Raw genomic sequence first — 16,747 nt, forward strand, 5'->3', positions numbered from 1 at the left:
GATCCAGCGGGTCGCGGTGCACAGCCGTAGGCATGGTCGACCGGTGGTCGTCCGGCCCCAGAAGGATAGGAAGAAGCCGCAATGGTGGATGCGTTTTACATTTTCCTGCTGGTCGGCACGATTCTCGTGCTGGCGGCCGCGTTTTCCAGCCTCATCGCCTTCCGCTTCGGCGCACCGCTGCTGCTCGTCTTTCTGTCGATCGGCCTCATCGCCGGCGTCGATGGCCTCGGGATCGCCTTCGACAACTTCTCTCTGGCCTATATGCTGGGCTCCCTGGCGCTCGCCATCATCCTCTTTGATTCAGGCTTCGGCACCTCCATCCATTCCTTCCGCGTCGCCGCCTGGCCGGCACTGACACTGGCCTCGGTCGGCGTTCTCGTCACCGCCTCGATCTTCGCCTTTGCCGCCATGTTCCTCCTCGACTTTACATGGCTGGAAGGTCTGCTCCTCGGCTCCATCGTCGGCTCGACCGATGCGGCCGCCGTCTTCTTCCTGCTGCGCATCGGCGGCATCAACATCCGCGATCAGGTTCGCTCCACGCTCGAGGTCGAATCCGGTACCAACGACCCGATGGCGATCTTCCTGACCATCGCCCTCGTCGAGGTAATCGCCAGCGGCGAAGGCTTTGCCGGACTGGACATGCAGTTTCTGATGCTGTTCGTCCAGCAGATGGCGCTCGGCGTCCTCTTCGGCTTCCTCGGCGGCATGATGATCGTCTGGGTTCTCAACCGCTTCACCAAGGACCGTAGCCTGGCGCCGATCTTCGTGCTGGCGCTCGCCCTCCTGGTCTTCGCGTTCACCGGCGCCATCGGCGGCAGCGGCTTCCTGGCCGTCTATGTCGCCGGGATCTATGCCGGCAACCGCAAGATGTTCGCCCGCGAATCCATTGCCCGCTTCCATGCCGGACTGACCTGGCTGGCACAGATCATCATGTTCATCGTGCTCGGCCTGCTCGCGACACCGTCGCAGTTTCCGTCGATCGCCTTGCCGGCCATCGCCCTTGCCCTGTTCCTCGTCTTCATCGCGCGTCCGCTTGCGGTCTGGCTGAGCCTCTTGCCCTTCCAGATGACGCAGCAGGAAACCGGTTTCGTCGCCTGGGTGGGCCTGCGCGGTGCCGTTTCCATCCTGCTCGCCATCATGCCCCTGCTGGGCGGCCTGGAGAATGGCCTCCTCTTCTTCAACACCGCCTTCATCATCGTGCTGGTCTCGCTGCTGCTGCAGGGATGGACGATCAAGCCTGTCGCGCAGAAGCTTGGGCTGATCATCCCTCCCCGGCACGGCGAGATCGACAAGGTCGAGCTGGACCTGCCCGGCAAGTCGACCCACGAACTCATTTCCTATCGCGTCATGAAGGACAGCCCGGTCATGCGCGGCGAGCGTATTCCGCGCTGGGCCATGCCGTCCCTCGTCATCCGCGACGGCCGCAGCATGCGCTACCAGTACGCCGGACGCCTGCAGGAAGGCGACCAGCTCTATCTGTTCGTCACGCCGCCCTACATCCGGCTGCTCGACCGCCTGTTTGCAAGCCGCCTGCCGGTCGAGGCGGACGATGAGGACTTCTTCGGTGCCTTCTCCGTGTCGCCCTCGCGCCCGGCCAAAGAACTGGACGCCGCCTACGGCCCGGGCCTTCTCTCCCTCGGCGAGCAAAGCCTGACGATCGCCGAGCTCATGATCCACCGGCTGGGCGGACGCGCCGAATACGCCGATCGCGTCCGTTTCGGCTCCGTGGTGCTGATCGTCCGCGACCTCGACGAGAACAATGCCATCCTTTCCGTCGGCGTCTCGCTGGAGCCCGTCGAGCCGGCGACGACCCTGCCCGTCTTCATCAACATGCGCGAGATCGCCCATCGTGTTCGCGACGCTCTGCGGCGCTACCGCGGCAAGGCGACATCCCCGTCGGCAAGGGGCGGCAATCGGCACGAGTGAGGACAGGCGGCCGACGGATTCCCGCGTCGCCGCCTTGCGCGCCCGATCAGGAATAGTATGGTCCGCTTCCGAAAGACATAGCCGAAGTTCCAGCCGACGAGGACCAATCCATGCCTGCCTTCAAGACACTCGACGACCTCAATGATATCGCTGGAAAGCGCGTGCTTGTCCGCGTTGACCTGAACGTCCCGATCTCCGAAGGCCGTATCACGGACGCCACCCGCATCGAGCGTGTTGCCCCGACGATCCGCGAATTGAGCAACAAGCAGGCCAAGGTCATCCTGCTCGCCCATTTCGGCCGCCCGAAGGGCGAACCCGTCGCGGACATGTCGCTGTCGCTGATTGCTCCGGCCGTCGAGGATGTCCTCGATCACGCCGTCTTCTTTGCAGCCGATTGCATCGGCCAGCCCGCGGCAGAGGCGATTACCAAGATGAACAACGGCGACATCCTGCTTCTGGAGAACACCCGCTTCCACAAGGGTGAAGAGAAGAACGATCCGGACTTCGCCGCAGCCCTTGCCGAGAACGGCGACATCTACGTCAACGACGCCTTCTCCGCCGCCCACCGTGCCCACGCCTCCACCGAGGGCCTGGCGCGCCACCTGCCCGCCTATGCCGGGCGTACCATGCAGGAAGAGCTCGAGGCGCTGGAGAAGGGTCTCGGCAACCCCACCCGCCCGGTCGTCGCCATCGTCGGCGGCGCCAAGGTATCGACCAAGATCGACCTGTTGATGAACCTCGTGACCAAGGTCGACGCCCTGGTGATCGGCGGCGGCATGGCCAACACCTTCCTGGCGGCACAGGGCATCGACGTCGGCAAGTCGCTGTGCGAACACGACCTGGCCGAGACCGCCCGCAAGATCATGGCGGAAGCGCAAACCGCCGGCTGCTCGATCGTCCTGCCGGTGGACGGCGTGATCGCTCGCGAGTTCAAGGCCGGCGCCGAGAACGAGGTCGTCGCCATCGACGCCATCCCGGCCGATGCCATGATGCTGGACGTCGGCCCGAAGTCGGTCGAGAAGATCAACGACTGGATCTCCAAGGCCCAGACGCTCGTCTGGAACGGCCCCCTCGGCGCCTTCGAGATCGAACCCTTCGATACCGCAACGGTCGAGGCAGCGCGCCACGCCGCAGAACGCACCCGTGCCGGCAAGCTGGTCTCGGTTGCCGGCGGCGGCGACACGGTGGCAGCGCTTCATCACGCGGGAGTGGCCGAGGACTTCACCTATATCTCGACCGCCGGAGGCGCCTTCCTGGAATGGATGGAAGGCAAGGAACTGCCGGGCGTCGATGTGCTGCGCCACGTCTGAGATCTGGTGAAGGCGCGGGAAATAGGCTGTTCCGCGCCTTCGTCAACGGGATTTAAAATATTTAGAAATTTTAAACGATTGAAATGAATTCAATCGTTTCAATCAGTTAGGCCAGGATTTACTTCCGCCCTACATCTGTTATCCGCCATGGGAAGCCTCGAAAGAAGGGCGACCGACTGGACGGCTTGAAGACAGCAGACCGGATTGCCGGCTGGCCGTCAGATCGACAATGTTTGTGAGCGCGTACCGCGCCATTTCAGGGATAGGAGCAAAGTATGGTGGACGCGAAGATGTTGAACAAGATCAGCTCGGCGCCCGGTTTCATTGCGGCGCTGGATCAAAGCGGCGGTTCGACACCCAAAGCGTTGGCCCTCTATGGCGTCACCGAATCCGACTATCAGGGCGACGAGGAGATGTTCCGCCTGATGCACGCCATGCGCGTCCGCATCATGAGCGCCCCCGCGTTTACAGGCGACAAGGTCGTTGGCGCCATCCTGTTCGAGCGGACCATGGACGGAGACGTCGAAGGTCAGCCGGTCCCCTCATATCTCTGGGAAAATCGCGGCGTCGTGCCCTTTCTCAAGGTCGACAAGGGCCTTGAAGACGAGCAGAACGGCGCTCAATTGATGAAGGCCATGCCCGATCTGGACACTCTCCTGATCCGCGCTCGCGAAAAGGGAATCTTCGGAACCAAGATGCGCTCGGTGATCGCAGAGGCCGACAGGGCCGGCATCGCTGCCGTCGTGCAGCAGCAGTTCGAGGTGGCGCGCCAGATCATCGCCCAGGGCCTGATGCCGATCATAGAGCCTGAGGTCTCCATCAAGAGCCCGACGAAGCAAGAGGCCGAAGCCATCCTTCGCGACGAGATCGCCAAGCACCTCGACAAGCTCCCGGCAGGCGAGACGGTCATGCTGAAACTGACCATCCCGACGGTCTCCGATTTCTATGCCCCCTTGGTCGCCCACAACTCGGTCGTCCGGGTCGTTGCCCTGTCCGGCGGCTATAGCCGCACCGAGGCCTGCGAAAAGCTGAAGCACAACCACGGCATGATCGCGAGCTTCTCGCGTGCGCTGACCGAGAACCTGCGCGTCACCATGAGCGACGCAGAGTTCAACGCGAGCCTGGCCGAAACGATCGACGAAATCTACGCCGCCAGCGTCAACAAGGCCTGATCACGCCTTCAGGTCACGGGGCGGCAAACCGGAAGGGGCCACCTGGTCCCTCACCGGTCGGAAACAGCAAAGGCCGCGCCGGCAACGGGCGGCCTTTTGTCATTGCCAAACCGTACAGATCCCCTAGCTGAAGTCGCGAGCCAGCAGGACCAGCGCCCACAGGCCGAACGCCAGGACGGCGATCTTCCAGCAATCGGTGCGGCGTCTTAGTCCCGGTAGCCCAAGGGGGCGGATGATATGCACCAGCATGGCAAGGAGCAGCAGGACGCCGATCACCTTCGACATGAAATTCTCCCTCGGCCCGCCTCCGTCGTCACAGGCTGGACATCTTTGCTGGCCACCAATGCGGCTTGATCGAATCGGACCGGGTTCGAATCTTTAATCACGACCGGTCGTTAATCCTCAGTTGACGGTACAGGCAACATATATTCCGCTATGCCTCACCAAGGCCCATCCTCCGGACCGAAGAAGTTGGTCATAGACAATGCGACGTAACCTGCTGCCAGTCCTGGCTCTTTTGACCAGTACGCTGTTTCTGTTCCTCGGCAACGGCCTCCAGGGCCTGCTTCTGCCTGTTCGCGGCTCGCTGGAGGGCTATTCGAACGAGATTCTCGGCCTGATCGGCACCACCTGGGCGACGGGCTTCGTCGTCGGCTGCTTCGTGGCGCCCAATCTGGTGCGCCGCATCGGCCACGTCCGCGCCTTTGCCGGCTTCGGTGCCCTAATCTGCCTCAACGTGCTCCTGACCGGCATCCTCGTCGATCAGACCGCCTGGCTCATCCTGCGCGCCGTCACCGGCTTCTGCACCGCCGGCACCTGCATGATCATCGAGAGCTGGCTGAACGAGCGCGCCACCAACGAGAGCCGCGGCGCGATCTTCTCCTTCTATATCTCCATCACGCTCTTCGGCGTCGTCGGCGGCCAGATGATGGTGCCCTTCGTCGATATCTCGACGCCCATCCTGTTCATGATCTGCGGCATTCTCTACTGCTTGGCGATCATTCCGACCGCGGTCTCGCGGGCCGCCTCGCCGCAGCCGCTGAAGCGCGTCAAGATCGACCTGAAGGGCCTCTACCGGAACTCTCCGGTCTCCTTCATCGCCATCCTGCTGATCGGCACCGCCAATGGCGCCTATGGCACGCTGGCTGCCGTCTTCGGTTCCCGCGCCGGATTGCCGGAGGGGACGATCGCGCTCATGGTCAGCATCACCATCTTTGCCGGCGCCATCGCCCAGTTCCCGGCCGGACGGCTGTCCGACACCATGGACCGGCGTTATGTGCTGGCAGCCTTGTCGGCCGTCGGCGCCGCCGCAGGCCTGTCGCTGGCGCTGTTTCAGCCGACCGGCGTCTATGCCATCCTCATCCTCGTTGCCATCTATGGCGCTGCGTCCAACGCCCTCTATCCGATTGCCGTGGCGCACGCCAACGACCATGCTGCGCCCGAGGATTTCGTGAAGGTCTCAGGCGGCCTTCTGCTGCTCTTCGGCATCGGCACCATCATAGGCCCGAGCCTCGGCGGCCCGGTGATGAGCTGGCTTGGCCCGCATGCACTCTTTGCAGTCACGGCCGTCAGCCATGTGCTCGTCACCGCCTATGCCATCTTCCGCAGCCGCAGGCGCGCACCGGTGCCGGTGGCCGACCGAGACAGCTACGCAGGCTCACCGGCGCTGGCGCCCTCGCTCACGACCCCGGAAAGCCTGCTGCTCAATCCGCGGGCAAGCGAGAACAGCAGCGATGATCTTTCGGAAAGGCAATCGGCCTGATGTTTGGAGACGAGGACAGACCCACGAAAAAGCCCGCGCATGAGATCGGCGGCGATCTCAGTTCACTTTCCGTTGAAGACCTGGCCGAACGGATCGATCTTCTGCGCGCAGAAATCCTCCGCCTTGAGGCCGATCAGGCACGCAAGGCCGCCGGCCGACGCGCCGCGGACAGTCTCTTTCGCTAGACCGGTCGCTCGTCAGTTGGAATCTAAGTAAATCAATTCTATCTTTAACTAGATATTAATCATCTTGGCCGATGATAATAAACATCCGGGCTTCCCGGACTCAGACAGTTTCACCAAGTGGCGAAGTGGTCTGACTTTCTCCCTGTTTTACCTTGAGAGCCGCTTTTGCGGCTCTTTTTTTTACCGGCCACTTTCAAAAGTGTGGGTATTAACCCTTCCTTAAGAAACGCCTTGCGGATTCAGGCTATAAACCTCATCTTAACTTCAACAAAAAGGCGGATCGGAACTTTTTCCTCCGGTCGTCATTGCTTGATAGTGATGCGTTAGCAAGGTGAATTCCATGTCGGAACTGGGACTGAATACGGTCAACTTCGCAGGTCGAGCCGCTGCCTCATCGCATTTCAAGGCTCTCTATGCTGAAGGAATGTCGTTGGTGGAAGAGACTGCAGCCTATCTGGACGGACCGGGTCGTGCCGCCTCCAAGGTGCTGCCGCGGATCGCCTCCGTCCTGTACGCCGCCGAGTCGATGAGGCTGACGACCCGCCTGATGCAGATGGCGTCCTGGCTTCTCCTGCAGCGCGCCGTCAACAATGGCGAGATGAGCAAGGATCAGGTTCTCATCGAGAAGAACAAGGTTCGCCTCGACGGCTTCAACGTCGACAAGAACGCACCGGGCTGGCTGGATCTGCCGGAAGGCTTCCGCGACCTCGTCGAGCGTTCGTTGCGCCTGCAGAACCGCGTCGCCCTGCTCGACCGCGAAATCTACCGCCCGAGCGATCCGGTTGTCACACCCGACAACGAGAACGGCGTACGCGCGCAGCTCAGCCTGCTGCAGACCGCCTTCAGCGCCTGATACGACTTCCCTTGAAACGCATCGACAGAAGCAGGCTCCGGCCTGCTTTTTTTTTGCAGACCGTTTGCGCGCTGATTCCGGGCAACAAAAAACCCGGCCTGGACCGGGTTCTTGATGTCGGTGCGGGTCGATCGGCTTAGAGGCCGAGACCGCCGAAGCGCTTGTTGAACTTCGAGACGCGGCCGCCACGGTCCATCATCTGCTGATTGCCGCCGGTCCATGCCGGATGCGACTTCGGGTCGATCTCGAGGTTCATGGTTGCGCCTTCCGAACCCCAGGTCGAGCGGGTTTCGTATTCGGTACCATCGGTCATCACGACCTTGATGGTGTGGTATTCTGGATGAATATCAGTCTTCATGGCCCTAATCCTGCTGCCCGGGGTCCATATGTCGCAATTGCGAATGCGGACCCTCTTTAATAGATGAAGCCGCAGACCGGCCGGCCACGGCTTCCCAATTCGATGCGGAGCCTATACAGGAAGGCCGCCGGTAGCACAAGGGCCGACGCACTCCGAAAGAGTTCGTCGAGTATGGGGGCAAAGTGGAATACGCAGAAGACAGAAAGTCGAGAGGCAAGGCCATCGGGCCGCTCGCTCGGCTCCTTCCCTACCTCTCGCGCTACCGTGGCCTCGTCATCGGCGCCCTCTTCTCCCTTACCCTTTCCGCCGCCGCGACGCTGGCGCTGCCGCTGGCAGTCCGGCGCATGATCGACCACGGCTTTGCGGCCGCCGACGGCGTCTTCATCAACAATTATTTCGGCATGCTGTTTGCCCTGGCGGTGCTCCTCGCCCTCGCCAGCGCGATGCGCTACTATTTTGTCATCACCGTCGGTGAGCGGGTCGTCGCTGATCTTCGCCGCGATGTGTTTGCCCGCGTTACGACGCTGTCGCCTGCCTTCTTCGACGTCAACCAGTCCGGCGAGATCGTCTCGCGGCTGACGGCCGATACCGTGCAGATCAAGTCCGCCTTCGGCTCGGCCGCCTCCCAGGCGCTGCGCAACACCATCCTCTGTCTCGGCGCCATGGGGATGATGGTCTACACGAGCCCGAAGCTGTCGGGCCTGGCGCTGGGCGCCATCCCTCTCATCGTCTTCCCGCTGGTTGCCTTCGGTCGTTCGGTCCGCAAGCGCTCCAGGGCCGCCCAGGACACCCTGGCACGCACCTCGGCCTTCGCGGCCGAGACCGTGGGCGCCGCGCGCACCGTCCAGGCCTTCAACGGCGAGACCGCTGCCGCCGCCCGCTATGCCGGCACCGTCGAGGATGCCTTCGAAGCCGCCCGCGCGGCAATCCGCTCGCGGGCACTGCTCACCGGCTTTGCCATCCTGATGATCTTCGGCAGCATCGTCGGCGTTCTCTGGTACGGGGCGCAGAACGTCCTCTCCGGCACGATGACGGCGGGTACGCTCGGCCAGTTCGTCCTCTATTCCGTCATCGCCGCCAGTGCTCTCGGGCAGCTTTCGGAAGTCTGGGGCGAACTTTCGCAGGCGGGCGGCGCCGCCGAGCGGCTGACGGAACTGCTCCACGAAAAGCCGGCAGTGACGGAGCCGGAAAACCCGGTTGCCCTGCCCTCGCCGTCGCTGGGGGACGTGGCGTTCGAGGCCGTCTCCTTCGCCTACCCGACGCGTGAAAACGCCGTCACCCTGGACCGCCTCTCCTTCCATGTCCGGCCGGGAGAAACGGTCGCCTTCGTCGGCCCCTCGGGTGCCGGCAAGAGCACGCTCTTCTCCCTGCTCCTGCGATTCTACGACCCGGTGTCCGGCGCGATTCGCCTCGACGGCGTGGATCTGCGCGAGACTTCTCTCCACCAGCTGCGCGAGCGTCTCGCGATCGTGCCGCAGGACGTCACCATCTTCGCCGCCTCCATCCACGACAACATCGCCTTCGGCACGCCCGGCGCGACGCGCGACGCGGTCCGCACGGCCGCGATCGCGGCGCAGGCCGACGAGTTCATTTCCAGGCTGGAGGATGGCTACGATACGCTGGCTGGCGAGCGCGGCATCACCCTCTCGGGCGGCCAGCGCCAGCGGATTGCCATCGCCCGCGCCATCCTGCGCGACGCGCCCGTGCTGTTGCTCGATGAAGCGACTTCGGCACTCGATGCAGAGAGCGAAACGCTGGTGCAGAAGGCGCTCGACGGCCTAATGAAGGACCGCACGACGCTGGTGATTGCCCACCGGCTGGCAACGGTCCTGAAGGCCGACCGCATCCTGGTGATCGACCAGGGCCGCATCGTCGAGGAAGGCACGCACCAGACCCTGATTGCCAGGGGCGGGCTCTACGCCCGTCTGGCGCGCCTGCAGTTCCATGACATCGAGCGCGACACCGTCACCGCTCTGTGAGCTTCAGCTCGATGCGGCGGTTCTGGTTGCGAACCTCCGGCGTATCGCCCTCGGCGATCGGCTGGTATTCGCCGAAGCCCGCGGCAACCAGGCGGTTGGCCGGCACACCTTGCGAGATCAGGTATTTGACGACCGAGGTGGCGCGCGCAGAGGAAAGCTCCCAGTTGTCGCGGTAGCGGCCGGTGCCGGTCAGTGGCGTGGCGTCGGTATGTCCGTCGACGCGCAGAACCCAGTTGATCTCCTCCGGGATCTCCCGGGCCAGTTCCAGGACCGCGGTCGCCAGTTTCGCCATCTCGGCCTGCCCTGCTTCGTCCAGATCGGCGCCACCCACCGGAAACAGCACTTCCGACTGGAAGACGAAGCGGTCGCCGACGATGCGGATGTTCTCGCGGTCCGACAGAATTTCCCGCAGGCGCCCGAAGAAGTCGGACCTGTAGCGGTTCAGCTCCTGCACCCTTTGCGCCAGGGCGACGTTAAGGCGCCGCCCAAGATCGGCGATCTGCGTCTGCGAGGTCTGGTCCTTCGCCTCCGACGCCTGCAGCGCTTGCTCCACGGCCGCGATCTGCGCCCGAAGGGCGGCGATCTGCTGGTTCAGCAGATCGATCTGGTTCATCGCCCGGGCGCTGACCTGCTGCTCCTCGTTCAACTGATCCGTCAGCTGTCCGATCCGGGTATTGGCGGTGCTGCTGCTGCCGGCGCCCTGCTCGAGCAGCGACTGCAAGCGGCTTCTCTCGCTCTCGGAGGTCGTGAGCGATGACTGGAGATTTGCCAGCGTATCCTCCAGGTCCTGCGCATTGCCCTTTTCCAGCGCCAGCAGCTGCGTCAGTTCGGCGATCTGGCTGTTCAGTCGGGTGAGCACTTCGTCCCGCCCGGTAATCTCCCGGCTGAGGATGAATTGCGCCAGCACGAAGACCGTGAGCAGGAACATGATGGCAAGCAGGAGGGTAGAGAGCGCGTCCACGAACCCGGGCCAATAGTCGACGCCCCGTTCCCGGCGGCGGTTCTTGACGAGCGCCATCGGCTATTTGCCCCCGATCTTCTCGGAGAGCCTGTCGAGCGTGCGCCGCATCGCCTTCGATTCTTCCTGCTGCGCCTCGATCCAGTCGCGCAGCATCTGCTGTTCGTTGCGCATGTTCTTGACGAGACCCTGAATGCCTTCGGCCAGATTGGCCATGGCCGCCAGCGACTTCTCGCTCTGCCCGCCGTCCGATGCCTTCGCCTGCGCCGCCGTCAGCTTGCGCAGCTGGTCGGTGAGCGCCTTCATCTCGATGGACGATCCGGCCGTCGGATCGGCCGCCGCAGTCGGCGCAAGGTCGAAGCCGACGTCGGTGAGAGAGGAAAGCCAGTTTTCCAGCTCCGTGTAGAAGCGGTTCTGGGCGCGGCCTGCCTGGATGTCGAGGAAGCCGAGGATCAGCGAGCCGGAAAGGCCGAGCAGCGACGACGAGAAGGCGGTGCCCATGCCGGCCAGCGGCGCCGTCAGTCCGCTCTTCAGGGCATTGAGCACGTCATTGGTATCGCCGCCGCTCGGATCGAGGGTCTGGATCACCGTGCTGATCGACCCGATCGTGCCGATCAGGCCCCAGAAGGTGCCGAGCAGGCCGAGGAAGACGAGAAGTCCGATCAGATAGCGGGAGATTTCCCGCGATTCGTCGAGTCGCGTGCCGATCGAATCGAGGATGGATCGTTGCGACGAGGGCGACAGCAGCATCGTCTTGCGACGACCGATCAGTGCCCGCATCGGCGCCAGCAGCCGCGGCTCCCGTCCCACCTTGTCCGCGCTGCCGGCGGCCCGATAGGAATTGAACCAGCGCACTTCGGGAATGAGGCTGAACACCTGGTTGAACACCAGCACGATGCCGATGATCAGAACCCCGAGAATGAAGCCGTTCAGCCCCGGATTGGTCATGAACGCCGTATGCGCCTGACGGTAGAGAATGGCGGCGATGAAGCCGACCAGGATCAGGAAGATCAGCATCGTCCACAGAAAGGGGACAGGGTTGGAGAGTTTGTGGGCATAGCCACCGCGGCCCGTTTCCGCCTCGTCCAGATCGTCCACTTTCGCATCCACCATGTCGTGACTCGGCCTCCGGTCCTGTTTGGCCGGAGGCTAGTGGAAAAATGCGACGAATTGAAGTGCCGAAGCGCTGGCTAGCGCCGGCAGCAACCGCTCATTTGCGGTCAGCGGGCCGGCACCGGCCGGTTGGCCACCTCGAGCAGCGCCTTGTGGATGTTCTCGTTGCCCGCCACGACGCTGCGGCTTTCGAAGATGTTGGTCGTGCCCTTCATGTCGCTGATGAAACCGCCGGCTTCGCGGATCAGAACCAGTCCGGCCGCCACGTCCCACGGCGACAGCTCGACTTCCCAGAAGCCGTCGAGGCGGCCGGCGGCGACATAGGCGAGATCGAGCGCCGCAGCGCCCATGCGCCGGATGCCGGCCACTTCGCCCATGACATGGCGAAGCTCGAGCAGGAACTTGCCGTGATTGCCGCGGCCCATATGCGGCACGCCGCAGCCGATGACGCAGTCGGAGAGCACCCGGCGCGAGGCGACCCGCAGGCGGCGATCGTTGAGGAAGGCACCGCCGCCGCGCTCGGCGGTGTAGAGTTCATCCGTCGCCGGATTGAAGATGACGCCGGCCACCACTTCGCCGTTGCGCTCGAGCGCGATCGAGACGGCAAACTGCGGGATGCCGTGCAGGAAGTTGGTGGTGCCGTCGAGAGGATCGACGATCCAGCGGTGCGCGCCATCCGTGCCGATGATCTCTTCGCTCTCCTCGCCGAGGAAGCCATAGGTCGGGCGCGCCTTCATCAGCTCGTCGTGGACGATCTTCTCCGCCTTCAGATCCGCCTGCGAGACGAAATCGCTCGGTCCCTTGACCGACACCTGCAGGTTCTGCACCTCGCCGAAGTCGCGCGACAGCGATTTGCCAGCCTTGACGGCAGCCTGAACCATGACGTTGAGAAGGGCGGAGCGAGCCATGCGGGAAGATCCTTGAAGTACGGAAGCTTGCCCCGCAATCGGTCTGCAGCGGGACGCATTTCAGAAGCAATGTAGTGATGGGCGGCTTCAAGACCACAAATCCGCGGGAAATTCAAGTCGTGCGCCGGGAGCGGCTCGATCTGCCTTGCCTGCGGGCCAGGCGTCTGGCAGATTTTCGCGACTTTGCTCACCGCGCGGGAACCAATGAAACTCGTCTTGCCGTCCACAATCAGCGTCGTGGTGCTCGCCGTGATGGTTGTCGCCTCGCTGGTGGTCTGGCCGCTTGTGCCGCCCGAGATGCCGGTGGCCATCCATTTTCGCCTCGACGGCACACCGAACGGCTATGCCCCCAAGGCCATTGGCTTCTGGTCCATGCCGGCGGCGGCGCTGCTGGTGGTGGCAATCTTCGTGGCGACTGTAAAACGGGATCGCGACGCCGCCGCAAGTCGCTATCTTTTACCGATCTGGCTGCTTGTGGTGATGGTTCTTGCGGGCGGTCACGCCTTGATCCTGGCCCATGCACTCGCTCAGGCCAATTGATCAGCTGCGGCGAAAGCGGTTTGCCGCCTCGATGCCCTTCTTCTGCTGCTCCTCGTTGATCCCGAGGAAGAAATCCTCAAGCTCCGGATCCTGCAGCCCCGCGCGGCGGGAGAGCACATACCATTTGGTGGCCTCGATCGGATCGGGTCGGGTGCCCAGCGCATTGATGTAGAGATGCGCGAGCTTGTTCTGCGCCACCACATTGCCGCGCATGGCCGCCGTGCGCAGCCATTGAAACCCTGCCTCGTAATCCCGTTCGCCGCCGACGCCATTGACGAGCCACAGACCCATGTCGAGCTGAGCGGTATCGAAGCCGGCTTTGGCGGCCCGCTCCAGCCAGTCCCGCGCCTGCTTCTGCTTCTCCTCCGGCAGGCCGGTGATCGCCACATAGAGCTGGGCGACGGCATATTGCGCATCGGCCAGCCCCTGCGCTGCCGCCTTCTCGTAGAAAGGCAGAGCCAGTTTCAGACCCTTCTCGCCCGGGTTGTCGGAGACGACGATCTGCGCCCAGTTGAACTGCGCCGAGGAATTGCCCGCCTCCGCCGCCTTGCGCATGAACTCGTCAGCCTTGACCTTGTCCCGCTCCACATGCCGCCCCGACATCAGCAGAAGCGCGTATTGGAACATCGCCGCCGGATCGCCGCGTTCGGCCGCCTGGCCGTACCAGAAGGCGGCCGCCTTCGGGTCCCGCTTGACGCCAAGCCCCTTGCTCATCATCTCCGCCATCAGCGTCTGTGCTGCGGCGTCTCCCTCTTCGGCCCGCGGCAGGGCCTTGGTGAGCGCCGTGACATACAGGCCGCGCTGGTAGGCGCCATAGGCCTCGTCGATAGTGCCTTGATACGGCTTTTCGGGAGGGGCAGGCGGCAGCGTCACGCCCATCCGCCGGTAAAGGTCAACGCCACCGGAGGGCACGATCCCGTCCGGCTGCGGTCCGGCCTGCTCGCCGGCGCCGACGCGACCTGCCTTGATCGGCTGCGCGTCCGGCTCCAGCGGCCGCGTCACCGCACGCTGCCCCTGCTGGGCAGCCGAGAGCGACGGCATCAGCCCCGCAAGGCTTGCCGCGACAAGAAGAACACCAACATTTTGACGCGCATGGATCGACCGCATGACGCCCATCAAGCGTTAAACCGTGGCGCTTTTTCGTCCAAGAGTGCATTGGCCGTCGCCACGGCCGCAGCCGCGCCTTCGGGATGCTCGAAAACGGCGAGCCGCAGCGCCACGAATTCCGCGCCGGTCTCCGCAGCCGCCGCCACCGAGGCGACCTCGTTGCCGCCCATGACGATGCAGGGGATTTCCACCATCGACGCCCACCATTCGGCCAGCGCGAGGTTCTTCGGATGCGGCTCCGGTTTGATGTCGCCCTCGATCTTGCCGAAGAAGATGTAGTCCGGCTGCGCCTCGCCGATTTCCAGCGCCTTGTGACGCTCCGAAGCGCCGCCGGCACCGACGATCATCTTCGGCGTGTGCTTGGCAAGTGAGTCGCGTAAATCCTCGATGCTGCCCTCGAAATGCAGCCCGTCCGCCTTCGCGCGTCCCGCCGTCCGGCTGTCGCCGGCAATCAGCGCGGCGGCGCCATGCGCCTGGGCGACCGGAACGATGCGCTCGGCGGCACTCTGGAACTGCTGGTCGTCGCGGCCGTACTGCGGCAGGATGACGGTCGCGACATCACCGGCGCCGAGCGCCTCTTCCAGTTGCTGCGCCTGCTTCTCGATATCCTCTGCCGAGGGCAGGATCAGGACGAGTCGGCAACGGTTGTCGGTTTCGCGCATGGTGTTTCCTGTTCGGCAGCTTTATGAGACGAATACCACTCGTCCCCTCCCCCGTTCGATAGACCGGACCGATAACTGGATCAACTGCCCGTCATGCAACTCGATCTCCTGTTCTTCGCCGCGGCCGTCCCGGCCGTGCTTCTTGTTGGTCTGTCGAAGGGAGGTCTGGGGGGCGCATTCGCGCTGATGGGCGTGCCGCTGCTGGCCCTTGTGGTCGATCCGCTGAAGGCCGCCGCCATCTTCCTGCCGATCCTGATCGTCATGGACATCGTCGCGCTCTGGGCCTGGCGCCACCACAATGATCGCCGAACCCTGCTGATGATCCTGCCGGGCGGCGTCTTCGGCATCGCGCTCGGCTGGGCGACCTCGGCCATGGTGCCGCCGGACGTGCTGCGCTTCCTCATTGCGCTTACCACCATCGTCTTCGCCGGCCGTTACTTCTACCAGGTCTACGGCCCGCGCTCTGAAGGCGAGCGCCCGCCGCTGCCGCAAAGGCCCGTCGCCGCCACGTTCTGGGGAACGGTTGCGGGTTACGCCAGTTTCGTCGCCCATGCCGGCGGCCCGCCGTTCCAGATCTACGTGCTGCCGCTCCGGCTCGACCCGAAATCCTATACCGGCGCCAGCGTCCGCTTCTTCGCGCTGGTCAATGCCATCAAGCTCATCCCCTATTTCGCGCTCGGCGCACTGGATCTCGAAAACCTGACGGCATCGGCGACCCTGCTGCCTCTCGCACTGGTGGCCACCATGATGGGAGCCGCCGTCGTCCGCCGCCTGAAGGCCGAGGTCTTCTATCCGCTCACCTATGGCCTGGCGTTGATCGCCGGTATCAAGCTGATGTGGGATGCGGTGTTCTAGGTCGCCGCGCCGCGCCGGCCGCCATATTGCGCCGCACAATTGGCCTTGCCGGAGCTTCGGCTTTGGCCTAGCCTGCAGCGCATGACGAGCACGGATCCCTTTGCGGCGATTGCCGATCCGAACCGGCGATACCTGCTGGAAGAGCTCCGTCGTGCCCCGAGGACCGTCAACGAGCTGGCGCAAGGCCTTCCTATCAGTAGACCGGCCGTCTCCCAGCACCTCAAGGCCCTGCTTGCCTGCAATCTGGTCACCGTCAGCAATTCTGGAACGAGACGGATCTATGCCGTCAACAGCAAGGGGTTCGACCGCTTGAACCTCTGGCTTGATCAGTTCTGGTCGTGACCTGGAAGACCACGACCAGACTGCTTGTGTTGGATGTGTTGTGCCGCGTCTCTGACTTTATGAAGCTACTGCGGACAGCGGCAGGAGATGGAAAACGGCCCTAGTGGCGCGTGGATGACTTCAGACGCTCCAGTTCGTCCTTGAGCCGGAGCTTGCGGCGCTTGAGATCAACGATCTCGCGATCGTTGGAAGAGGGAGACGACAGAACAGTCTGCAACTCGTCTTCGAGAGCACCATGTTTCTGTTCAAGCGATGCAATATGAGCCTGAATGGTCATGCGGCAAGTCCTCCTTGAGAAAACCTATCCCCGACCGATCCTTGGCCGAAGGCTTCAGGTTTACGAAGGAAGTGTGACACCATTCCCCGCGTTTGTCGAAGGTCAAATCGTGCTTTGAACGGGGCAATTTCGTGACCGTGCATAACTTCCAGTTAATGCCGTTTGGTGGTAGGAGCTTGCGCTTGTTGCCGGCGATGGGGCAGAGGTGGATCGGAATGGGGACTGCAATGATGGCCGACCAGGAACAGGCGGATATTCGGTTGGCGCTTGCCAGGCTCCGTCAGGAGCACGAGGACTACGACACCGCCATCAACGCCATGATCCAGGTCGGCTGCGAAGCGCTCCGGGTCCAGCGGATGAAGAAGAAGAAGCTGGTGATCAAGGACAGGATCACCCAGCTCGAGGACCAGATCCTTCCCGATATCATTGCCTGAGGAGGA

Annotated in this window: 19 protein-coding genes; 11 read left to right on the forward strand and 8 right to left on the reverse strand. The window is 63.4% G+C overall.

Annotation, left to right across the window (positions count from 1 at the left end; all coding sequences use genetic code 11):
• The first annotated feature begins 84 nt into the window (after positions 1–84).
• The 3 genes from M1E10_RS21240 (at position 85) to M1E10_RS21250 (ending at position 4,408) form a co-directional block, all read left to right on the forward strand.
• Positions 85–1,926 carry a potassium/proton antiporter gene (locus M1E10_RS21240; RefSeq protein WP_499177256.1) on the forward strand — a complete coding sequence of 614 codons (1,842 nt, stop codon included), beginning with the start codon at positions 85–87 and terminating at the stop codon, positions 1,924–1,926.
• Between the two features lie 110 nt (positions 1,927–2,036).
• Positions 2,037–3,236, forward strand: a complete 1,200-nt coding sequence (locus M1E10_RS21245; RefSeq protein ID WP_499174767.1) for a phosphoglycerate kinase — start codon at positions 2,037–2,039, stop codon at positions 3,234–3,236.
• Positions 3,237–3,511: 275 nt separating this feature from the next.
• Positions 3,512–4,408 carry a class I fructose-bisphosphate aldolase gene (locus M1E10_RS21250; RefSeq protein ID WP_499174768.1) on the forward strand — a complete coding sequence of 299 codons (897 nt, stop codon included), beginning with the start codon at positions 3,512–3,514 and terminating at the stop codon, positions 4,406–4,408.
• A 123-nt stretch (positions 4,409–4,531) separates the two neighbouring features.
• On the opposite strand, the gene M1E10_RS21255 is transcribed toward M1E10_RS21250, so the two are convergent.
• Positions 4,532–4,693 carry a hypothetical protein gene (locus tag M1E10_RS21255; RefSeq protein ID WP_499174769.1) on the reverse strand — a complete coding sequence of 54 codons (162 nt, stop codon included), beginning with the start codon at positions 4,691–4,693 and terminating at the stop codon, positions 4,532–4,534.
• 199 nt (positions 4,694–4,892) lie between these two features.
• Here M1E10_RS21255 and M1E10_RS21260 point away from each other — a divergent pair, with 199 nt between their 5' ends.
• The 3 genes from M1E10_RS21260 to rcdA all read left to right on the forward strand — a co-directional run bounded on the left by M1E10_RS21260 (position 4,893) and on the right by rcdA (position 7,208).
• A complete protein-coding gene (locus tag M1E10_RS21260) occupies positions 4,893–6,170 on the forward strand; it encodes an MFS transporter (protein ID WP_499174770.1) in 1,278 nt (425 codons plus the stop codon).
• On the forward strand, positions 6,170–6,355 hold the full coding sequence (locus M1E10_RS21265; protein ID WP_499174771.1) for a DUF1192 domain-containing protein: 186 nt from the start codon (positions 6,170–6,172) through the stop codon (positions 6,353–6,355). The genes M1E10_RS21260 and M1E10_RS21265 overlap by 1 nt, the downstream gene beginning before the upstream one ends.
• Before the next feature lie 340 nt (positions 6,356–6,695).
• Positions 6,696–7,208 (forward strand): DUF1465 family protein, encoded by a 513-nt coding sequence (gene rcdA, locus M1E10_RS21270; RefSeq protein ID WP_499174772.1) that lies wholly within the window; start codon positions 6,696–6,698, stop codon positions 7,206–7,208.
• Positions 7,209–7,344: 136 nt separating this feature from the next.
• On the opposite strand, the gene rpmE is transcribed toward rcdA, so the two are convergent.
• Positions 7,345–7,566, reverse strand: coding sequence for a 50S ribosomal protein L31 (gene rpmE / locus M1E10_RS21275; protein WP_029616755.1), 222 nt, complete (start codon positions 7,564–7,566; stop codon positions 7,345–7,347).
• A gap of 182 nt (positions 7,567–7,748) precedes the next feature.
• Here rpmE and M1E10_RS21280 point away from each other — a divergent pair, with 182 nt between their 5' ends.
• A complete protein-coding gene (locus M1E10_RS21280) occupies positions 7,749–9,545 on the forward strand; it encodes an ABC transporter ATP-binding protein/permease (protein ID WP_499174773.1) in 1,797 nt (598 codons plus the stop codon).
• Here the strand turns inward: M1E10_RS21280 and M1E10_RS21285 are convergent.
• The 3 genes from M1E10_RS21285 to M1E10_RS21295 all read right to left on the reverse strand — a co-directional run bounded on the left by M1E10_RS21285 (position 9,532) and on the right by M1E10_RS21295 (position 12,524).
• Positions 9,532–10,563 carry a peptidoglycan-binding protein gene (locus M1E10_RS21285; protein ID WP_499174774.1) on the reverse strand — a complete coding sequence of 344 codons (1,032 nt, stop codon included), beginning with the start codon at positions 10,561–10,563 and terminating at the stop codon, positions 9,532–9,534. The two genes, M1E10_RS21280 and M1E10_RS21285, sit on opposite strands and share 14 nt — an antisense overlap.
• 3 nt (positions 10,564–10,566) lie before the next feature.
• Positions 10,567–11,616 (reverse strand): flagellar motor protein MotA, encoded by a 1,050-nt coding sequence (locus M1E10_RS21290; RefSeq protein WP_499174775.1) that lies wholly within the window; start codon positions 11,614–11,616, stop codon positions 10,567–10,569.
• A 107-nt stretch (positions 11,617–11,723) separates the two neighbouring features.
• Positions 11,724–12,524: an inositol monophosphatase family protein gene (locus M1E10_RS21295; RefSeq protein WP_499174776.1), complete on the reverse strand. Its 801-nt coding sequence runs from the start codon at positions 12,522–12,524 to the stop codon at positions 11,724–11,726.
• Between the two features lie 216 nt (positions 12,525–12,740).
• Between M1E10_RS21295 and M1E10_RS21300 the strand changes: the two genes are divergently transcribed.
• Positions 12,741–13,064 carry an SdpI family protein gene (locus M1E10_RS21300; protein ID WP_499174777.1) on the forward strand — a complete coding sequence of 108 codons (324 nt, stop codon included), beginning with the start codon at positions 12,741–12,743 and terminating at the stop codon, positions 13,062–13,064.
• Here M1E10_RS21300 and M1E10_RS21305 read toward each other — a convergent pair whose 3' ends face one another.
• Both M1E10_RS21305 and M1E10_RS21310 read right to left on the reverse strand, forming a co-directional pair.
• Complete coding sequence (locus tag M1E10_RS21305) at positions 13,065–14,171, reverse strand: tetratricopeptide repeat protein (RefSeq protein WP_499174778.1); 1,107 nt, start codon at positions 14,169–14,171, stop codon at positions 13,065–13,067.
• Positions 14,172–14,179: 8 nt separating this feature from the next.
• Positions 14,180–14,833: a beta/alpha barrel domain-containing protein gene (locus tag M1E10_RS21310; RefSeq protein WP_499174779.1), complete on the reverse strand. Its 654-nt coding sequence runs from the start codon at positions 14,831–14,833 to the stop codon at positions 14,180–14,182.
• Between the two features lie 93 nt (positions 14,834–14,926).
• Between M1E10_RS21310 and M1E10_RS21315 the strand changes: the two genes are divergently transcribed.
• Positions 14,927–15,688 carry a sulfite exporter TauE/SafE family protein gene (locus M1E10_RS21315; protein WP_499174780.1) on the forward strand — a complete coding sequence of 254 codons (762 nt, stop codon included), beginning with the start codon at positions 14,927–14,929 and terminating at the stop codon, positions 15,686–15,688.
• Between the two features lie 81 nt (positions 15,689–15,769).
• On the forward strand, positions 15,770–16,030 hold the full coding sequence (locus tag M1E10_RS21320; RefSeq protein ID WP_499174781.1) for an ArsR/SmtB family transcription factor: 261 nt from the start codon (positions 15,770–15,772) through the stop codon (positions 16,028–16,030).
• Positions 16,031–16,130: 100 nt separating this feature from the next.
• Here M1E10_RS21320 and M1E10_RS21325 read toward each other — a convergent pair whose 3' ends face one another.
• Positions 16,131–16,307, reverse strand: a complete 177-nt coding sequence (locus M1E10_RS21325) for a YdcH family protein (RefSeq protein ID WP_499174782.1) — start codon at positions 16,305–16,307, stop codon at positions 16,131–16,133.
• A 230-nt stretch (positions 16,308–16,537) separates the two neighbouring features.
• Between M1E10_RS21325 and M1E10_RS21330 the strand changes: the two genes are divergently transcribed.
• Positions 16,538–16,741 carry a YdcH family protein gene (locus M1E10_RS21330; protein ID WP_499177257.1) on the forward strand — a complete coding sequence of 68 codons (204 nt, stop codon included), beginning with the start codon at positions 16,538–16,540 and terminating at the stop codon, positions 16,739–16,741.
• Positions 16,742–16,747 lie beyond the last annotated feature (6 nt).

The organism is Rhizobium sp. PK7-22, assembly GCF_056530405.1.